We start from the raw sequence: 15,231 nt of genomic DNA, 5'->3' as shown, positions 1-15,231 counted from the left end.
GGGGCCTCCGCGGAGGCCCCACCGATCCCGCGACCCCCGTTTCAGACCACAGACTTACAACCCTGAGAGGGATTGACGCATAGTGCTCGACGTCAACTTCTTCGACGAGCTCCGGATCGGCCTGGCCACCGCTGACGACATCCGTCAGTGGAGCCACGGTGAGGTCAAGAAGCCCGAGACCATCAACTACCGCACCCTCAAGCCGGAAAAGGACGGACTCTTCTGCGAGAAGATCTTCGGTCCGACCCGGGACTGGGAGTGCTACTGCGGCAAGTACAAGCGCGTCCGCTTCAAGGGCATCATCTGTGAGCGCTGCGGCGTCGAGGTGACCCGCGCCAAGGTGCGCCGTGAGCGGATGGGCCACATCGAGCTGGCCGCCCCCGTCACGCACATCTGGTACTTCAAGGGCGTTCCGTCGCGGCTGGGCTACCTGCTCGACCTCGCCCCGAAGGACCTGGAGAAGGTCATCTACTTCGCGGCGTACATGATCACGTACGTCGACGAGGAGCGCCGTACGCGTGACCTGCCCTCCCTGGAGGCGCACGTCTCCGTCGAGCGGCAGCAGATCGAGAACCGCCGGGACGCCGACCTGGAGGCCCGCGCCAAGAAGCTCGAGACCGACCTGGCCGAGCTCGAGGCCGAGGGCGCCAAGGCCGATGTGCGCCGCAAGGTGCGCGAAGGCGCCGAGCGCGAGATGAAGCAGCTGCGCGACCGCGCCCAGCGCGAGATCGACCGTCTCGACGAGGTGTGGACCCGCTTCAAGAACCTCAAGGTCCAGGACCTGGAGGGCGACGAGCTGCTCTACCGCGAGCTGCGCGACCGCTTCGGCACGTACTTCGACGGCTCGATGGGTGCCGCGGCGCTCCAGAAGCGCCTGGAGTCCTTCGACCTCGACGAGGAGGCCGAGCGCCTCCGCGAGATCATCCGCACCGGCAAGGGCCAGAAGAAGACCCGTGCGCTCAAGCGCCTCAAGGTCGTCTCCGCGTTCCTCCAGACCAGCAACAGCCCCAAGGGCATGGTGCTCGACTGCGTGCCGGTCATCCCGCCGGACCTGCGTCCGATGGTGCAGCTGGACGGTGGCCGCTTCGCGACCTCCGACCTGAACGACCTGTACCGCCGTGTCATCAACCGGAACAACCGCCTGAAGCGGCTTCTCGACCTCGGCGCGCCCGAGATCATCGTGAACAACGAGAAGCGCATGCTCCAGGAGGCCGTCGACGCGCTGTTCGACAACGGCCGTCGTGGCCGTCCGGTCACCGGTCCCGGCAACCGCCCGCTGAAGTCCCTCAGCGACATGCTGAAGGGCAAGCAGGGTCGTTTCCGTCAGAACCTGCTCGGCAAGCGAGTCGACTACTCGGCGCGTTCCGTGATCGTCGTCGGCCCGCAGCTGAAGCTGCACCAGTGCGGTCTGCCCAAGGCGATGGCGCTGGAGCTCTTCAAGCCGTTCGTGATGAAGCGCCTGGTCGACCTGAACCACGCGCAGAACATCAAGAGCGCCAAGCGCATGGTCGAGCGCGGCCGCACGGTCGTGTACGACGTGCTGGAAGAGGTCATCGCGGAGCACCCGGTTCTGCTGAACCGCGCTCCCACCCTGCACCGCCTCGGCATCCAGGCCTTCGAGCCGCAGCTGGTCGAGGGCAAGGCCATCCAGATCCACCCGCTCGTCTGCACCGCGTTCAACGCGGACTTCGACGGTGACCAGATGGCCGTGCACCTGCCGCTGTCCGCGGAGGCGCAGGCCGAGGCCCGCATCCTGATGCTGTCCTCGAACAACATCCTCAAGCCCGCCGACGGCCGGCCGGTGACGATGCCGACCCAGGACATGGTCCTCGGTCTGTTCTTCCTCACCACCGACGGCGAGATGCGGGACGTCAAGGGCGAGGACCGCTCCTTCTCCTCCGTCGCCGAGGCGATCATGGCCTTCGACGCGGGCGAGCTCTCGCTCCAGTCGAAGATCGACATCCGCTTCCCGGTGGGCACCATCCCGCCGCGCGGCTGGACCCCGCCGGCGCCGGAGGAAGGCGACGAGCAGGTCGGCGAGGGCGAGTGGCAGCAGGGTGACAGCTTCCGGCTGAAGACCACGCTGGGCCGTGCGCTCTTCAACGAGCTGCTCCCCGAGGACTACCCGTTCGTCGACTACGAGGTCGGCAAGAAGCAGCTCTCCGAGATCGTCAACGACCTCGCCGAGCGCTACCCCAAGGTCATCGTGGCGGCGACGCTCGACAACCTGAAGGCGTCCGGCTTCTTCTGGGCCACCCGCTCCGGTGTGACCGTCGCCATCTCCGACGTCGTCGTCCCCGAGGCGAAGAAGGAGATCGTCCGCGGCTACGAGGCGCAGGACGAGAAGGTCCAGAAGCAGTACGAGCGCGGTCTGATCACCAAGGACGAGCGCACGCAGGAGCTCATCGCGATCTGGACCAAGGCGACCAACGAGGTCGCCGAGGCGATGAACGACAACTTCCCGAAGACCAACCCGATCTTCATGATGGTGAACTCGGGTGCACGAGGCAACATGATGCAGATGCGTCAGATCGCCGGTATGCGTGGTCTGGTGTCGAACGCGAAGAACGAGACGATCCCGCGTCCGATCAAGGCGTCGTTCCGTGAGGGTCTGTCCGTGCTGGAGTACTTCATCTCCACGCACGGTGCCCGTAAGGGTCTGGCGGACACCGCGCTGCGGACCGCCGACTCCGGTTACCTCACCCGTCGTCTGGTCGACGTCTCCCAGGACGTCATCATCCGCGAGGAGGACTGCGGCACCGAGCGCGGCCTCAAGCTGGCGATCGCCGAGCGCGGCGAGGACGGTGTGCTGCGCAAGACGGGCAACGTCGAGACGTCCGTGTACGCGCGCTGCCTCGCCGAGGACATCGTGGTCGACGGCAAGGTGCTGGCCCCGGCCGGCACCGACCTCGGCGACGTGCTCATCGACGAGCTGGTCAAGCACGGCGTGGAGACGGTCAAGACCCGCTCGGTCCTGACCTGCGAGTCCGCCGTCGGCACCTGCGCCATGTGCTACGGCCGCTCGCTGGCCACCGGCAAGCTGGTCGACATCGGTGAGGCGGTCGGCATCATCGCCGCCCAGTCCATCGGTGAGCCCGGTACCCAGCTGACGATGCGTACCTTCCACACCGGTGGTGTGGCCGGTGACGACATCACCCAGGGTCTGCCGCGTGTCGTCGAGCTCTTCGAGGCCCGTACCCCGAAGGGTGTCGCCCCGATCTCCGAGGCCTCCGGCCGCGTGCGGATCGAGGAGACCGAGAAGACCAAGAAGATCGTCATCACGCCGGACGACGGCAGCGACGAGACGGCGTACCCGATCTCGAAGCGCGCCCGTCTGAAGGTCGAGGAGGGCGAACACGTCGAGGTGGGCCAGCAGCTCACCGTGGGTACCCAGAACCCGCACGACGTGCTGCGCATCCTGGGCCAGCGCGCCGTCCAGGTCCACCTGGTCGGCGAGGTCCAGCGGGTGTACAACTCGCAGGGTGTGTCGATCCACGACAAGCACATCGAGATCATCATCCGGCAGATGCTGCGCCGTGTGACGATCATCGAGTCCGGCGACGCCGAGCTGCTGCCCGGCGAGCTGGTCGAGCGCTCGAAGTTCGAGACCGAGAACCGTCGTGTGGTGCAGGAGGGCGGTCACCCGGCCTCCGGTCGTCCGCAGCTCATGGGTATCACCAAGGCCTCGCTGGCCACGGAGTCCTGGCTGTCGGCGGCGTCCTTCCAGGAGACGACCAGGGTCCTCACGGACGCGGCGATCAACGCCAAGTCCGACTCCCTGATCGGCCTCAAGGAGAACGTCATCATCGGTAAGCTCATCCCGGCCGGTACGGGTCTGTCCCGCTACCGCAACATCCGGGTCGAGCCGACCGAGGAGGCGAAGGCCGCGATGTACTCGGCCGTCGGCTACGACGACATCGACTACTCGCCGTTCGGCACGGGCTCCGGCCAGGCCGTTCCGCTGGAGGACTACGACTACGGTCCGTACAACCAGTAAGCGGGAATGAGTCGAAGGGCGGTCCCCCCGTACGTCATGTACGGGGGGACCGCCCTTCGGTGTGCGTGCGGGTACTAGCGGCCGGTGAGCTCCCAGGCGGCGATGGCCGCCGTCGCCATGGCGGCCAGGGCGCCGATGCTGGCGACCGGCCAGCGGGAGCGTTCCAGGGCGTCGAGGCGCTGCTCGTGGTCGGCCAGCTGCTTGTCGGTCTGGTCGCTGCGCTGGACCAGCAGCGCGAGCTGGCCGTCGGCCCGGGCGAAACCGGCCTCCACGGTGCCGCGCAGCCGCTCCAGCTCCACGGCGACCGCGGCCGGGTCGGAGAGGGGTTCGTTCACACGTCGCTCTTTTCGCTGTGCGGGGTCTCCGTGCGCAGCCACGACGGCAGCAGGGCCTGTACGGCCGGCAGGGCCATGACGCGGGTCACGGCACCGGCCACGGCCAGGGCTCCGGCGACCCAGGGCAGGGTCTCGGGGACGCCCACGGTGTCGACGACCGTCGGCAGCAGGACGCACAGGCCGACGGCGGTTTGCAGGACGGTGCGCAGGGCCCGCTTCGCGGCCACTGACATGGGGGGTACCTCGCTCTGGTGCGGTGGTCAGGAGCTGTACGGGACCTTCAGCGCGGCCCAGGACGTCGCGCCGGGCCAGCCGTCGGCGTCTGCCCCGCTGTAGCCGAGCTTGCGCTGCCACTTGGCGTAGGACGCGCGGTCGGCCTCGGTCCACTGGGGTCCGGGGCCTTCGGCGTACGCCGAGCAGCCGACGGCGACCAGGCGCTTGCCCATCGCGGTGACGATCGCCGACTTCGGCTTCTTCTTGAACCAGTCGGCGCCCGGGAAGGGCTGGTACGTGGGCTTGGCGGAGCTGGAGCCGGAGCCGGAGGCCGAGCCGGAGGCGGGGGTGGTGGTGGCCTTGGTCAGGCGGGCCGCGATGCGGGAGCGCAGGTCGGACATGGCGAAGCCACGCGGGTCGATCTTGGCGCTGGTCCACTCCTTGTGGCCGATGACCGAGCGGGCGCTCCACCCGTGCGCCCGGCACAGGGCGGCCGAGGCCCGCACGATCGCCTCCAGCTGCGCCTCCGGCCACGGGTCCTTGCCGTCGCCGAGGTTGACGCACTCGAAGCCGTAGAAGTGGGTGTTGCCGTCCGTGGTGCGCTGGTTCGGGGCGGGCAGCGTCGCCTTCTCGTCCACGACCGCGGCGAGGACGTCGGGGTCCCCGGCGCCGGCGTGGTTGGCGCGGCCGTTGCCGACGAGGTGGACGGTGCCGTCCTTGGCGATCACGCCGTGGCAGAGCGGACCGGGCAGGTCGGCGTGGCCGTTGAAGCAGAGGCTCACGGTGGAGCTGGTGCCGGTGGTGACGGTGTGGTGGACGACCACACCGTTGACCGGGCCCCAACTGCCCTTGTGGTTGCGGTTGTTGGTGCGCCAGCCGTCGTGTTCGACGACGGTGACGCCCTCGGCCCGCAGCGCGGACACGAGGGCGGTGGCGGAGAGGGGGTTGGCCATGGGCGGTGCCTCCCGGAGGGGTGCGGGCATGAGAAGACCCCGGCCGGTGGGATCGGCTCGGGGTCGGGGGTGCTGCGGGTGAGGGTGAGGGGGTGAGGGGGGGCGGGTCTCAGACGGTGGTGTCGCCGGCGGTCTCGGTGGCGGTGTCCGTGCCGGTGTCGACGGTGATGTCGGTACCGGTGCCGGTACCGGTGCCGGAGCTGTCGTCGGTGCCCGTGTCCGTGCCGGTGCCGGTTCCCGTGTCCGTGCCGGTGTCCGTGCCCGTCGTCGGGTCGGTCTCGCCGCCGGTGTCCGAGCCGCCGTCACCGTCACCGCCGCCGTCACCGCTGCCGTCGTCCGGCGTCCACGCCGCGCACAGCGCCACGTACGCCGCCGTGTGGGCCTGGAAGTCCGCCAGGGCCGCGGCGACCGCCCGCTGGACGGCCGTCTGGTCGGGGACGACCGGGTCCGTGCCCACGGGCATGACGGTGACGCGGCCGTAGCCGCGCAGGACGGCGCCCTCCTCGCCGGTCTCGCTGAACTGGGCGGTGACGTTGACGGGGGAGTAGGTGCCGGTGATCGAGTCGGGCGCGATGATGTCGCTGAGGCTGGTGTCGGTGATGTTGACGTAGACCGTGTGGCCCGCCTCGACGAGGGTGGCGCGGCCGGCGAAGTCGATCGCGAGGCCCCAGGGCTGGCTGGTGTCGATGTCCATGGGTGCGGTCCCTTCCTCGGGTGTCAGCTCTGGCGGCCGTACATGAGCACGGGGTTGGCGTAGACGGTTCCGGCCGTGGCGAGCGCCTGGATCTCGACCTTGAGCAGGGTGCCCCAGACCGAGGGGAAGTCGTCGCTGATCAGGCCCATGTAGTCGAAGTTGGAGCCGGCGGTGACGGCGGTGCCCCACGGGTTGCCGTTGACGAGGACCTGCACGGAGCCGGCGCCGCCGGAGCTGGCCTTCGTGTGGACCAGGAGCCGCATCTTCGGCTGCCAGACGACGTTGTACGACATCGCGATGGTCGTGTAGGCGGTCGCCGTGGTGTGCGGCCAGCTGGTGACCGTGCTGTCCTGCGGGGGCAGCATGGGCAGCCAGGGCCGGGCGAGGCCGCCGTTGTTGACGTCGTCGGCGAAGATCTCCCGGCCGCCGTTGTCGAAGATCCGCAGGGGCTGGAGCGAGGTGCTCAAGCCGTCACCGTTGTAGAGGCTCGCCACGAGGGATCCGGTCTGGCGCCGGATCGCCATGCCGTACTCGTCGCCGCCCCACGCCCCGACCCTGAAGACGGCGGGGCCGTTGCCCGGCGGCCGTACGACCAGGGAGCCGCCGTCGGTGATCTCGACCGCGTCGCCGGCGATCCTGTTGAGCGCCGGCCGGTTGTTGACGGCCGTCGAGAGCTGCTGGATCCGGCGTTCCATCTGGGTCAGCCGGTCGATGATGTCTTCGGGGAGCTGGGGCATCAGGCGGCCTCCTCCAGGTAGAGCTCGGCGGTGTCGGGGCGGCCCCGCTGGGCCGGGCTGACCTTGACGCCGATGATCCGGTAGCGGGCGTCGAGGCCCTCGGTCCACCACTCGTCGGTGATCCGGATCCGGACCGTGCGGCCGAGCAGCGCCGGCGGCACCAGGTCGTCGAGGCGGACGGTGATCTCGGGGATGACCACCGCGCCGGTGCCCGCGTTCAGTTCGGCGCCGGCCAGGGCGTCCAGGGTGTCGGGGTCGGTGATGTCGTTGTGGTCGGAGGACAGGTCGACGCGCGGGTAGCCGGCCTTCTCGATCAGGTCCTTGGCGACGGCGACGTCCGAGGTCAGCGGCCTGGACTCCTCGGCCTGGTTGGTGTTGACGGAGGCGCCGCGGGCACGGGCGGTGGTGCCGCCGCGGGTGGCGTCGCGGGGGAAGGAGTACGACAGGATCGTGCCCGGCCGGTCCATCACCAGGTCGCTGCTGCCGATCTCGACCCTGGGGCTGCCCAGGCGCAGCCGGCGCACGCGCTCCCCGGTGGCCGGGTCGCGGTAGACGGCGATGTGGTGCTCGAAGCCGTTCTCCAGGGCGGCGAGCGCGTCGATCGCCTCCAGGTAGACGGTCTCGTCGCCGTCCCGGTAGGTGACGGACCGCTTCACCCCGGAGTGCTCGGTCCCGTACGTGATGCCGATGCCGCCGCCCGGCAGCGCGGTCTGGAGGTCGGTCCACAGGGCGCGGACGATGTCGAACTGGTACTGGTCGGCGAAGTCCAGCTTGTACGCGGCGTCGTAGGCGTCGGTGGTCGCCCGGATGCGGCGGCGGCCCGCGTACGACTCGAAGGTGGCCGCCTGGATGCCGAGGGTCAGGACGCCCCGGTCGTCGCTCTGGAGGGTGGACGTCCAGATGATGCCGCCCCACCACAGGTCGTCGCCGCGCTGGAGGTACACCGAGGTGCGGCCCTCCTCGATGCGGCGGATCCGGGCGGCCATCTCCGCGTCGGGCACGGGGATGGTGCCCGACAGGGAGCCGGCCTTGCCGATGTAGTCGTCGACGGTGACGTCGCGCAGCGGCAGGATGTCGATGGTGCGGTCGGTGAGGAGGTCGCAGAAGATCGCGCGGTAGGGGGTGTTGGTCGTCGTCATGAGGCGGCCTCGTAGGTGGCGGTGCCGAGGATGGAGTTGCCGCTCGCCCAGGTCCATGGGGAGAGGGCGTCCACGAGACCGGTGTTGGTGAGCGCGACCCCGCTGGAGCGGCCGGTGGAGATCACCAGTTCGAATGTGGTGGTGGTGGGAATCTGCACGCGCGAGACGATCCGGGTGGTGTTGTCCACGCCGAGTTCGGCGAACCCGACGACCGACTGGGCCGCCGAGGCCGGCACCGGCAGGGAGAACCGCCAGTTGTCGGATGCGGTGGGGCTGGTGCCGAAGGCGGTGGTGCTACCGAAGACGATCGCGAAGTTGCAGTGCACGGTCCTGCCGGACTTCACGTACCGGCAGCTCATCGTGGCGTTGCCGTATGACGGCGCCGCGAGGCCGCTGCTCGTCGTCCACGCCGGCGTCCAGCTCTGCCAGGTGGGCAGGACCGGGTAGTCGGCCCAGGCGGTGCCGTTCCAGCGCTGGAGCTGGCCGTTGAGGTCCCGGTACTGGCCGGGGTAGGCGCCGTTGGTGGTGTCGGTGGTGACGGGCAGGATGCCGCCGGCCGAGACCGTGGCCGTGCGGCGCCCGGTGAGTGCCGTGGTCCAGGGGATGCCGCCGGTGCCCGTGCTGGTGCCCGCGGGGACCAGCACCTCGTACAGCGGGAGGGACAGGCCGGGCGCGGTGGGGACCGTCGGCAGGGCGGCGGCCGTGCCCTCGACGATCTCGACGGCGGCCTCGTAGCGGCCTTCGCCGTCGTAGTCGTGGTCGTACACCCGCAGGACGACCAGGTCGATCCGGCCGTACTGCGGGTTGCCGTCGCTGAAGGTGAGGGGGAGGTACTCGGTCAGGGCGACCGGGTAGGCGCCCCGGGCGTCGGTGCTCTGCACGACGGCCCGGCCGGGGCTGACCGTCGCGCTCATGGCGCCGGTGGTGCCGGTCAGGGTGAAGCCGGAGATGCGGTACTGGCCGTCGGAGGAGCCCGGCAGGATGCCGGAGCGGGTGGCGACGGGGGAGGTCGGGGTGAGGGCGCCGAGCGAGACGAGCCGGGTGTCCTCTCGGGACTGGCCGTCCGGGGACAGCCATCCGGAGCGTACGGGCATGTCGACTCCTTTCCGGGAGGGTGGGTCAGTTGACCGGGTCGACGCGCAGGAAGATGTTGTCGAACCAGCAGGTCACCGCGGCGTCGCTGGAGCGGTGCATGGCGGTCATCGTGTAGACGGTGCCGGGCGTGAGGCCGTACAGCCGCCACATGGTCGCCACCGATCCCGCGACCGCGCCGCCGTAGGCGGCCGCGTACTCGTCGTTCGGTGTGAAGACCACCGTGCTGCCCTGGGTGATCTGCGGGGCCATGAACGCGGTGGCGGTGCTGCTGTCCTTCGTCGATATGCGGGCGCCGAAGTGCAGCAGCACCGCGCCGGTGCTCGGGGCGGTGAAGTTCAGCGTCAGCGCGGTGACCGTCGTCTCGACCAGGGCGGCCGTGTACGTCGTGGACGTGGTGGACCCGGCGTCGAGGGACGAGGTGAACCACGGTGTCGTCACGGCCGGCGCCCACACCGAGCCGTTCCACCGTTGCAGCGTGCCGGTGGACGAGTCCCGGTACTGGCCGACGTAGGCGCCGGTGGTGACCGCGCCGGTCGGCGCGATGCCGCCGACGGACTTGGGGTACGGCACCCAGGCGGAGCCGTTCCACCGCTGGAGGACGTCGCCGACCTCCCGGTAGGCGCCGGGGTAGCCGCCGGCTGCCGTGTCGTCGGACCGGGTCGGCAGGATGCCGCCGACGGCGACGGTGGTGGGGCGCAGGTCGACGCGGGCGGTGTCCCAGGCGATGCCGCCGGTGCCGGTGCTCGCGCCCGCCGCGACGGCGACGGTGAACAGGGACAGCGAGGTGTCCGGTGCGTCGGGTGCCACGGGCAGGGCCTTCGCCTGGCCCTGGACGATCTCCACGGCGGCCTCGTAGCGGCCGAGGCCGTCGTGGTCGTGGTCGTACACCCGCAGGACGACCAGGTCGATCCGGCCGTACTGCGGGTCGCCGTCGGCGAAGGTGAGCGGGACCGGTTCGGTGACGGCGACCGGGTAGGCGCCGCGGGAGATCGTCGACTGGATCAGCGCCCGGCCCACGCCCACCGTGGCGGACATGGTGCCCGCCGTGCCGGCCAGCCACAGGCCGGTGAGCCGGTACTGGCCGCCCTCGGAGCCGGGCAGCACACCGGAGCGTCCCTTGGCGTCGGTGACCGGGGTGACGGCGCCGACCTGGGTGACCCGGGTGTCCCCCCGGGTCTGGCCGTCGGGGGACAGCCAGGCGGAACGTGCGTTCATGTCGATCCCTTCGGGTACGGCCGGGTCAGGAGGCGGATTCGTAGGTGCCGTGGATCGACAGCACGTCGCCGGTCGCCCAGGTGAAGGGGAAGGCCTTGTCCCAGATGTCGATGGCGGTCGCCCGGCTGTCGCGGAGGCGGACGAGGCCGACGCCGCTCGTGATGCCGAGCGAACCGTTGCCCGGGTAGGACAGGCTCGCGGAGGTGTCGTACCCGATCGCGTGCATCGACCGGAGGTCCAGCTTCCAGGCCGTGGAGACCGGCACGACCGGCAGCGAGAAGGTCCAGTTGCCGTTGGCGTCCTGGGCCGACAGGTTGGTCGTCGAACCGATCTTGAGGTAGATCCGGACGTGTACGGCCGTGCCCGTCTTCAGGTACGAACCGGCCAGGGTGCCGTTGCCGATGGCGGGCGCGGTGCCGGTCTCGGCGCCCCACTTGGGCGTGTAGTCGGTCCAGGCCGGCACCGGCTGGTACGACACCCACGTCGAGCCGTTCCACCGCTGGAGCTGTCCGCCGGAGCTGTCGCGGTACTGGCCGGTGTAGCTGGCGGTGGTGACCGTGCCGGCCGGGGCGATCCCGCCCAGCGCGCTCGGGTACGACACCCAGGCCGAGCCGTCCCAGCGCTGGAGCGCGCCGCCGGAGTCCCGGTACTGGCCGGGGTAGGCGCCGTTGCCGGTGTCGCCGACGACCGGCAGGATGCCGCCGACCGCGACGGTGGGCGTGCGCAGGTCCACGGCGTCGTTGTTCCAGTTGATACCGCCGGCGCCGGCGCTGATCCCGGCCCGGACCCGGACCTGGTAGATCGGCAGCACGATGTCCGGCAGCGCGGGCACCACCGGCTCGGCGGCCGGCGCGCCCTTGATGATCTCCACGGCGGCCTTGGTCTGGCCGAGGTCGTCGTACAGGTCGTCGTAGATCCGCAGGACGACCATGTCGTAGCGGTCCTGGGACTGGCCGTCGGCGAAGGTGAGGGCGAGCGGCTCGGCGAGGGTGACCGGGTAGGCGCCCTGGTTGCCGTCGGCCTGGATGACGGCGCGGCCCTCGTGGACGGTCGCGTTCATGGTGCCCGCGCTGCCCTCCAGCCAGAAGCCCGCGAGGCGGTAGAGGCCGTCGTAGGAGCCGGGCAGGATGCCGGAGCGGACCTCCAGCGGGTTGGCCGGGGTGGTCGCGCCGATCAGGGTCAGGCGGGTGTCCTCGCGGGTCTGGCCGGTCTCGGCCACCCATGAGCTGCGCAGGTTCATCTGCTGGTCTCCTGTGATCTCCGGAAACGATGGGGAAGGTGCGGGGCCGTCAGGGAGGCGTCAGGACCTGAGCCATTCGGCCAGGGCGTTCGGGGTGAGCAGACCGGACAACGTGACCCGGGTGTCCTCCCGGGTCTGGCCGGTCTCGGTGAGCCAGGCCGATCGCACGGTCATGCGCTCACCACTCCGCCGCGCGCCAGCGCACCGTCATCCGGGCACCGGTGTCGTAGGTGTCGGGGCGGAACGCCAGCTGGGCGCGGCCCGGCTCGAAGGCGAACAGCTCCTCGGGGCTGCTGTCGGCGGCGGCCGTGTTGCGGCGGGAGGCGGTGCCGTTGAGGGTGACCGTCCCGGCCGCGGTGTCGACGGTGAGCTCGTCGCCGGCGGCGAGCGTGATCTGGTAGCGCAGCCGGCGGGACGAGGAGCGGTCCGTCACGGTCGGGTTGGCGCACGGCCCGGTGAAGGTGATCACCGGGTGGGTGGGCGCGGAGCCGGAGTTCTCGGCGTTGACGTCACCGGTGGAGGCCGCCTGGCCCCAGTACAGCGGCCAGGTCAGCGGCCAGGTCAGACCGCTCTCCGGTTGCGGGGCGCCGGTGACGGCCGTCTGCTCGGTGACCGAGTAGCGGCGCGGGTCGGTGGCGTGCCACTGCACGGACGCCCGGGAGACGCCCTGCGTGGTGTACGTCCGGTCGGCGGCCAGCACCCGCTGGCTGACCCGGGCCCGCACGGCCAGGGTCTCGCCGTGCAGCCGCACGGCCAGCCAGCGCTCGGCGTCGCCCAGCAGGAGGGCCTGGCGCAGGGCGCGGGTGGCGGTGAGCGAGGAGTCGCTGCCGCTGCCCGCCGGCACGGTCCACACCGTGGCGCCGACCTTGCGGGGTTTGGCGTAGCGGGCGCCCGGCCAGGCGCCGTGCGCGGTCGGGTGGTCGGCGTCCGAGGAGTCGTACTCGGGCAGGTCCTCCCAGCCGGTCAGGCCGCCGCGGTCGATCTCGTACGGCGTGCCGGGGCCCAGCAGCAGTCCGGCCCACTGCATCTGCCCGTCGCGGGTGATGAGTGAGCCGGGGGCCACGTCGTCTGTGGATGCGGTTGTGGTCGTCTCGGCCATCGGGCCGTCACCTCACTGTCAGGGGCAGGCGTGGGCGGATGCGAGGAAGAGCAGGTCTTCGGCGGTGGAGCGGGGGCCGGCGCCGCGGGTCTCGTGGAACTCCTTGACGCGGTGGGGGGCCTGGGCCGCGGACACGCGCCGCCCGCGCGCGAGGGCGCGCCGGCGTTCCAGGCCGGTCAGCGGCAGCACCCGGCCCGCCCGTGAGGAGGCGCCGGGGACGGCGACGCCGCCCTCGGCGAGCATCGGGATCTTGTCGATGTCGACGCCGAACTTCTTGCCGAGCAGGCTGAAGCTGAGGCCGTTGAGCTTGTCGATGACCCAGTTGGCGAAGGCGATGAGGCCCTGGACCGGCCCCTTGACCACACCGGCGAACGTCTGGGCGCCCGTGGTGACGAACTGCCCCAGCGCGTTCAGCGTGCGGGCGGTCGCCTCCTTGACCCGGGTGAACATCCGGGGGACGTCCTGGGTGATCCACGTCAGGGCCGGCTTGATCCGGTCCTTGAACCCCCGCCAGACCGACGACACCTTGCCGCTGAGCGCCCGGGTGTCCCCGGTGGTCAGCGCCTTCAGCACGGCGAACCCGGTGCCGACGAGGGCGCCGATGACGGTGAGCGCGGTGGTGATCACGCCCAGGTAGGCGGTGACGTAGAGGTTCACCGCGCTCGCGATGGCCTTGAGCAGCGGGGTCATGGTGGTCAGGTAGCCCTCGACGTACTTGAGCACGAGCGTGGCGAGCTGCTCCATCAGCCGCTGCCCGGTCTCCGAGTTCAGCGCCAGGTCGATCAGCCATCCGGCGACCGGGAGGAGCAGGCCGGTGACGAAGCCGATGGGGTTGGCGCGGGTGAGGGCGTTGATGATCAGCATGACGCCGGCGCCTATGGTCATGGCGGTGCCGAAGGCGCCCATGAGGTCGCCGAGGGGGCCGGCGACGCTGAGCAGGCCGGCGACCAGGGCGACCACGCCGCCGATGCCCGAGGCGAGTCGGACCAGGGTCGTCCTGGACCCCTTGGCCCGACTGCCGGCGGACTTCACGCCGGCCGCGGCGGTCGTGGCGGTCTGACCGGACGTGGTGACGGAGCGGGCGGCTGCGTCGGCCGTCGACTTCACACCGCGTACGGCAGCGCCGGCGGGGTCGACGGCGGAGCGGATCCGGTCGGCGGCGGTCGCGGCCTTCGTCACCTGCCCGGCGAGCGAGCGCAGGCCGCTGTCCGTCTGGGTGATCCGGGACCGGAAGGTGCGCAGGGCGGCGCCCGCGCCGACGAGCGGGTCGGCGGTCCAGCCGCCGGCAGTCCTGGCGGCGGTCCTCATCCACGCGCCTTCGCCAGGAACATCAGGGCGTCGGCGGTCCGCTGGGGGCTGGTGTCCTCGGCCGCGTAGTAGTGCTCGATGGTCAGCGCGCCGCCGCTCGACCCGCCGGCTCCGGCGAAGGCCGGGCCCTGGGCGGCGGCCCGCTTCAGCAGCCGGTCCAGCTTGCTCAGCGGCAGGACGGCCTCCGCCTCACCGGCCTCGGCGAGGATCGCCGGGACACCGCCGGAGCGGGGCAGGACGACACCACCGGTGGCCAGCATGGGGATCCTCGGCAGGCTGACGCCGAAGGTCTTGCCGCCGACGCCGGGGACCCAGCCGGGGATCGACACCTTGATGCCGTTGAGGGCGCCGATCGCGCGGTTGATGATGCCGATGACGCCGTTGATCGGGCCCTTCACCGCGCTCTTGATGCCGTCGAAGGCGCGGCCGGCGATGCCCTTCAGGCCGCCCCAGATGCTGGACAGCTTGTCCTTGACGGCCCGGAAGGCGTTCGGGATGGCGGACTTGACCCAGTTGACGACGGGCGAGATGACGGCCTTGATGCCCTTCCAGACGCTGGAGACGACCGTCTTGATCGCGTTCAGCGCGGTGGTGATGACCTTCTTCCAGATGGCGACGTAGGTCTTGATGACGGTGGCGACGGCCTTGACGACCGCCGAGATCGCCGTCTTGATGCCGTTCCAGACCGACTTGATCAGCTTGGCCGCGCTCTTCATGATCGGCCCGATGGCCTTCATGACGGTGCTGATCACGGACTTGATGACGCCGAAGGCGGTCTGCAGGACCTTCTGCATGGTCTTCGACTTGGTCGCCATCTCGACGACCTTCTGGATCAGCGGCATGAGCAGTTCCATGAGCATGCCGAAGAAGTTGCCCTTCATCGACTTGTTCATCTTGTCCTGGCCCTTGGCCGCCTTGCTCGCCCCGGACTCGTACTTGCCGAGGTTCTTGCCCGCGGTGGAACCGGTCTTGCCGGCCTTGGCGATGGACTTCTCGGCCTTGTCGGAGGCGCTCTTGAGGTCTTTCAGTTCCTTCTCGGCGCTCTGGGCGGCCGACTTCAGCGTCTTGAGCTGGCTCGCGCTTCTCTGTCCGGCGCTTCCCATGCTCTGGGCGGCGGTCCCGGCCGAGGAAGCCTTCGCTTTGAAATCCTGCAGGGAGCCGGAGGCCCGGCCCAGGGATCGTACGAGAGACATTCACCCTCCAGAG

At 70.5% G+C, this 15,231-nt stretch carries 13 protein-coding genes; 1 reads left to right on the top strand and 12 read right to left on the bottom strand.

Annotation, left to right across the window (positions count from 1 at the left end):
- Positions 1–82: 82 nt before the first annotated feature.
- Entirely contained in the window at positions 83–3,997 is a 3,915-nt protein-coding gene (locus ACZ3KJ_RS10790) for a DNA-directed RNA polymerase subunit beta' (protein ID WP_467526174.1), read from the top strand.
- A gap of 74 nt (positions 3,998–4,071) precedes the next feature.
- Here ACZ3KJ_RS10790 and ACZ3KJ_RS10785 read toward each other — a convergent pair whose 3' ends face one another.
- The 12 genes from ACZ3KJ_RS10785 to ACZ3KJ_RS10730 form a co-directional block, all read right to left on the bottom strand.
- Positions 4,072–4,332 (bottom strand): hypothetical protein, encoded by a 261-nt coding sequence (locus ACZ3KJ_RS10785; protein WP_389513240.1) that lies wholly within the window; start codon positions 4,330–4,332, stop codon positions 4,072–4,074.
- Entirely contained in the window at positions 4,329–4,565 is a 237-nt protein-coding gene (locus tag ACZ3KJ_RS10780; RefSeq protein WP_401691348.1) for a hypothetical protein, read from the bottom strand. The genes ACZ3KJ_RS10785 and ACZ3KJ_RS10780 overlap by 4 nt, the downstream gene beginning before the upstream one ends.
- A gap of 27 nt (positions 4,566–4,592) precedes the next feature.
- Positions 4,593–5,498, bottom strand: a complete 906-nt coding sequence (locus tag ACZ3KJ_RS10775) for a peptidoglycan-binding protein (protein ID WP_467526364.1) — start codon at positions 5,496–5,498, stop codon at positions 4,593–4,595.
- Between the two features lie 109 nt (positions 5,499–5,607).
- Positions 5,608–6,192 carry a hypothetical protein gene (locus tag ACZ3KJ_RS10770; protein WP_467526173.1) on the bottom strand — a complete coding sequence of 195 codons (585 nt, stop codon included), beginning with the start codon at positions 6,190–6,192 and terminating at the stop codon, positions 5,608–5,610.
- 23 nt (positions 6,193–6,215) lie between these two features.
- Complete coding sequence (locus ACZ3KJ_RS10765) at positions 6,216–6,929, bottom strand: hypothetical protein (protein WP_467526172.1); 714 nt, start codon at positions 6,927–6,929, stop codon at positions 6,216–6,218.
- Positions 6,929–8,068: a hypothetical protein gene (locus tag ACZ3KJ_RS10760; RefSeq protein WP_467526171.1), complete on the bottom strand. Its 1,140-nt coding sequence runs from the start codon at positions 8,066–8,068 to the stop codon at positions 6,929–6,931. The genes ACZ3KJ_RS10765 and ACZ3KJ_RS10760 overlap by 1 nt, the downstream gene beginning before the upstream one ends.
- Positions 8,065–9,162: a hypothetical protein gene (locus tag ACZ3KJ_RS10755; protein WP_467526170.1), complete on the bottom strand. Its 1,098-nt coding sequence runs from the start codon at positions 9,160–9,162 to the stop codon at positions 8,065–8,067. Before ACZ3KJ_RS10755 ends, ACZ3KJ_RS10760 begins: the two co-directional genes overlap by 4 nt.
- Positions 9,163–9,187: 25 nt before the next feature.
- Positions 9,188–10,378: a hypothetical protein gene (locus ACZ3KJ_RS10750; RefSeq protein ID WP_467526169.1), complete on the bottom strand. Its 1,191-nt coding sequence runs from the start codon at positions 10,376–10,378 to the stop codon at positions 9,188–9,190.
- A gap of 25 nt (positions 10,379–10,403) precedes the next feature.
- Positions 10,404–11,618, bottom strand: a complete 1,215-nt coding sequence (locus ACZ3KJ_RS10745) for a hypothetical protein (protein ID WP_467526168.1) — start codon at positions 11,616–11,618, stop codon at positions 10,404–10,406.
- A gap of 178 nt (positions 11,619–11,796) precedes the next feature.
- Positions 11,797–12,717: a phage distal tail protein gene (locus ACZ3KJ_RS10740; protein ID WP_467526167.1), complete on the bottom strand. Its 921-nt coding sequence runs from the start codon at positions 12,715–12,717 to the stop codon at positions 11,797–11,799.
- 18 nt (positions 12,718–12,735) lie between these two features.
- The gene (locus ACZ3KJ_RS10735; RefSeq protein ID WP_467526166.1) at positions 12,736–14,025 is read right to left on the bottom strand and encodes a tape-measure protein; all 1,290 of its coding nucleotides are present in this window, start codon (positions 14,023–14,025) and stop codon (positions 12,736–12,738) included.
- Positions 14,022–15,218: a phage tail protein gene (locus tag ACZ3KJ_RS10730; RefSeq protein ID WP_467526165.1), complete on the bottom strand. Its 1,197-nt coding sequence runs from the start codon at positions 15,216–15,218 to the stop codon at positions 14,022–14,024. The genes ACZ3KJ_RS10735 and ACZ3KJ_RS10730 overlap by 4 nt, the downstream gene beginning before the upstream one ends.
- Positions 15,219–15,231 lie beyond the last annotated feature (13 nt).

It is taken from the genome of Streptomyces sp. NPDC003248, assembly GCF_055563235.1.
This window is presented reverse-complemented; position numbering and strand designations above follow the sequence as displayed.

Excerpts from the sequence above, each read along its gene's own strand:
- ACZ3KJ_RS10780 (WP_401691348.1), bottom strand. The coding sequence starts at position 4,565 with ATGTCAGTGGCCGCGAAGCGGGCCCTGCGCACCGTCCTGCAAACCGCC.
- ACZ3KJ_RS10775 (WP_467526364.1), bottom strand. The coding sequence starts at position 5,498 with ATGGCCAACCCCCTCTCCGCCACCGCCCTCGTGTCCGCGCTGCGGGCC.
- ACZ3KJ_RS10770 (WP_467526173.1), bottom strand. The coding sequence starts at position 6,192 with ATGGACATCGACACCAGCCAGCCCTGGGGCCTCGCGATCGACTTCGCC.
- ACZ3KJ_RS10765 (WP_467526172.1), bottom strand. The coding sequence starts at position 6,929 with ATGCCCCAGCTCCCCGAAGACATCATCGACCGGCTGACCCAGATGGAA.
- ACZ3KJ_RS10760 (WP_467526171.1), bottom strand. The coding sequence starts at position 8,068 with ATGACGACGACCAACACCCCCTACCGCGCGATCTTCTGCGACCTCCTC.
- ACZ3KJ_RS10755 (WP_467526170.1), bottom strand. The coding sequence starts at position 9,162 with ATGCCCGTACGCTCCGGATGGCTGTCCCCGGACGGCCAGTCCCGAGAG.
- ACZ3KJ_RS10750 (WP_467526169.1), bottom strand. The coding sequence starts at position 10,378 with ATGAACGCACGTTCCGCCTGGCTGTCCCCCGACGGCCAGACCCGGGGG.
- ACZ3KJ_RS10745 (WP_467526168.1), bottom strand. The coding sequence starts at position 11,618 with ATGAACCTGCGCAGCTCATGGGTGGCCGAGACCGGCCAGACCCGCGAG.
- ACZ3KJ_RS10740 (WP_467526167.1), bottom strand. The coding sequence starts at position 12,717 with ATGGCCGAGACGACCACAACCGCATCCACAGACGACGTGGCCCCCGGC.
- ACZ3KJ_RS10735 (WP_467526166.1), bottom strand. The coding sequence starts at position 14,025 with ATGAGGACCGCCGCCAGGACTGCCGGCGGCTGGACCGCCGACCCGCTC.
- ACZ3KJ_RS10730 (WP_467526165.1), bottom strand. The coding sequence starts at position 15,218 with ATGTCTCTCGTACGATCCCTGGGCCGGGCCTCCGGCTCCCTGCAGGAT.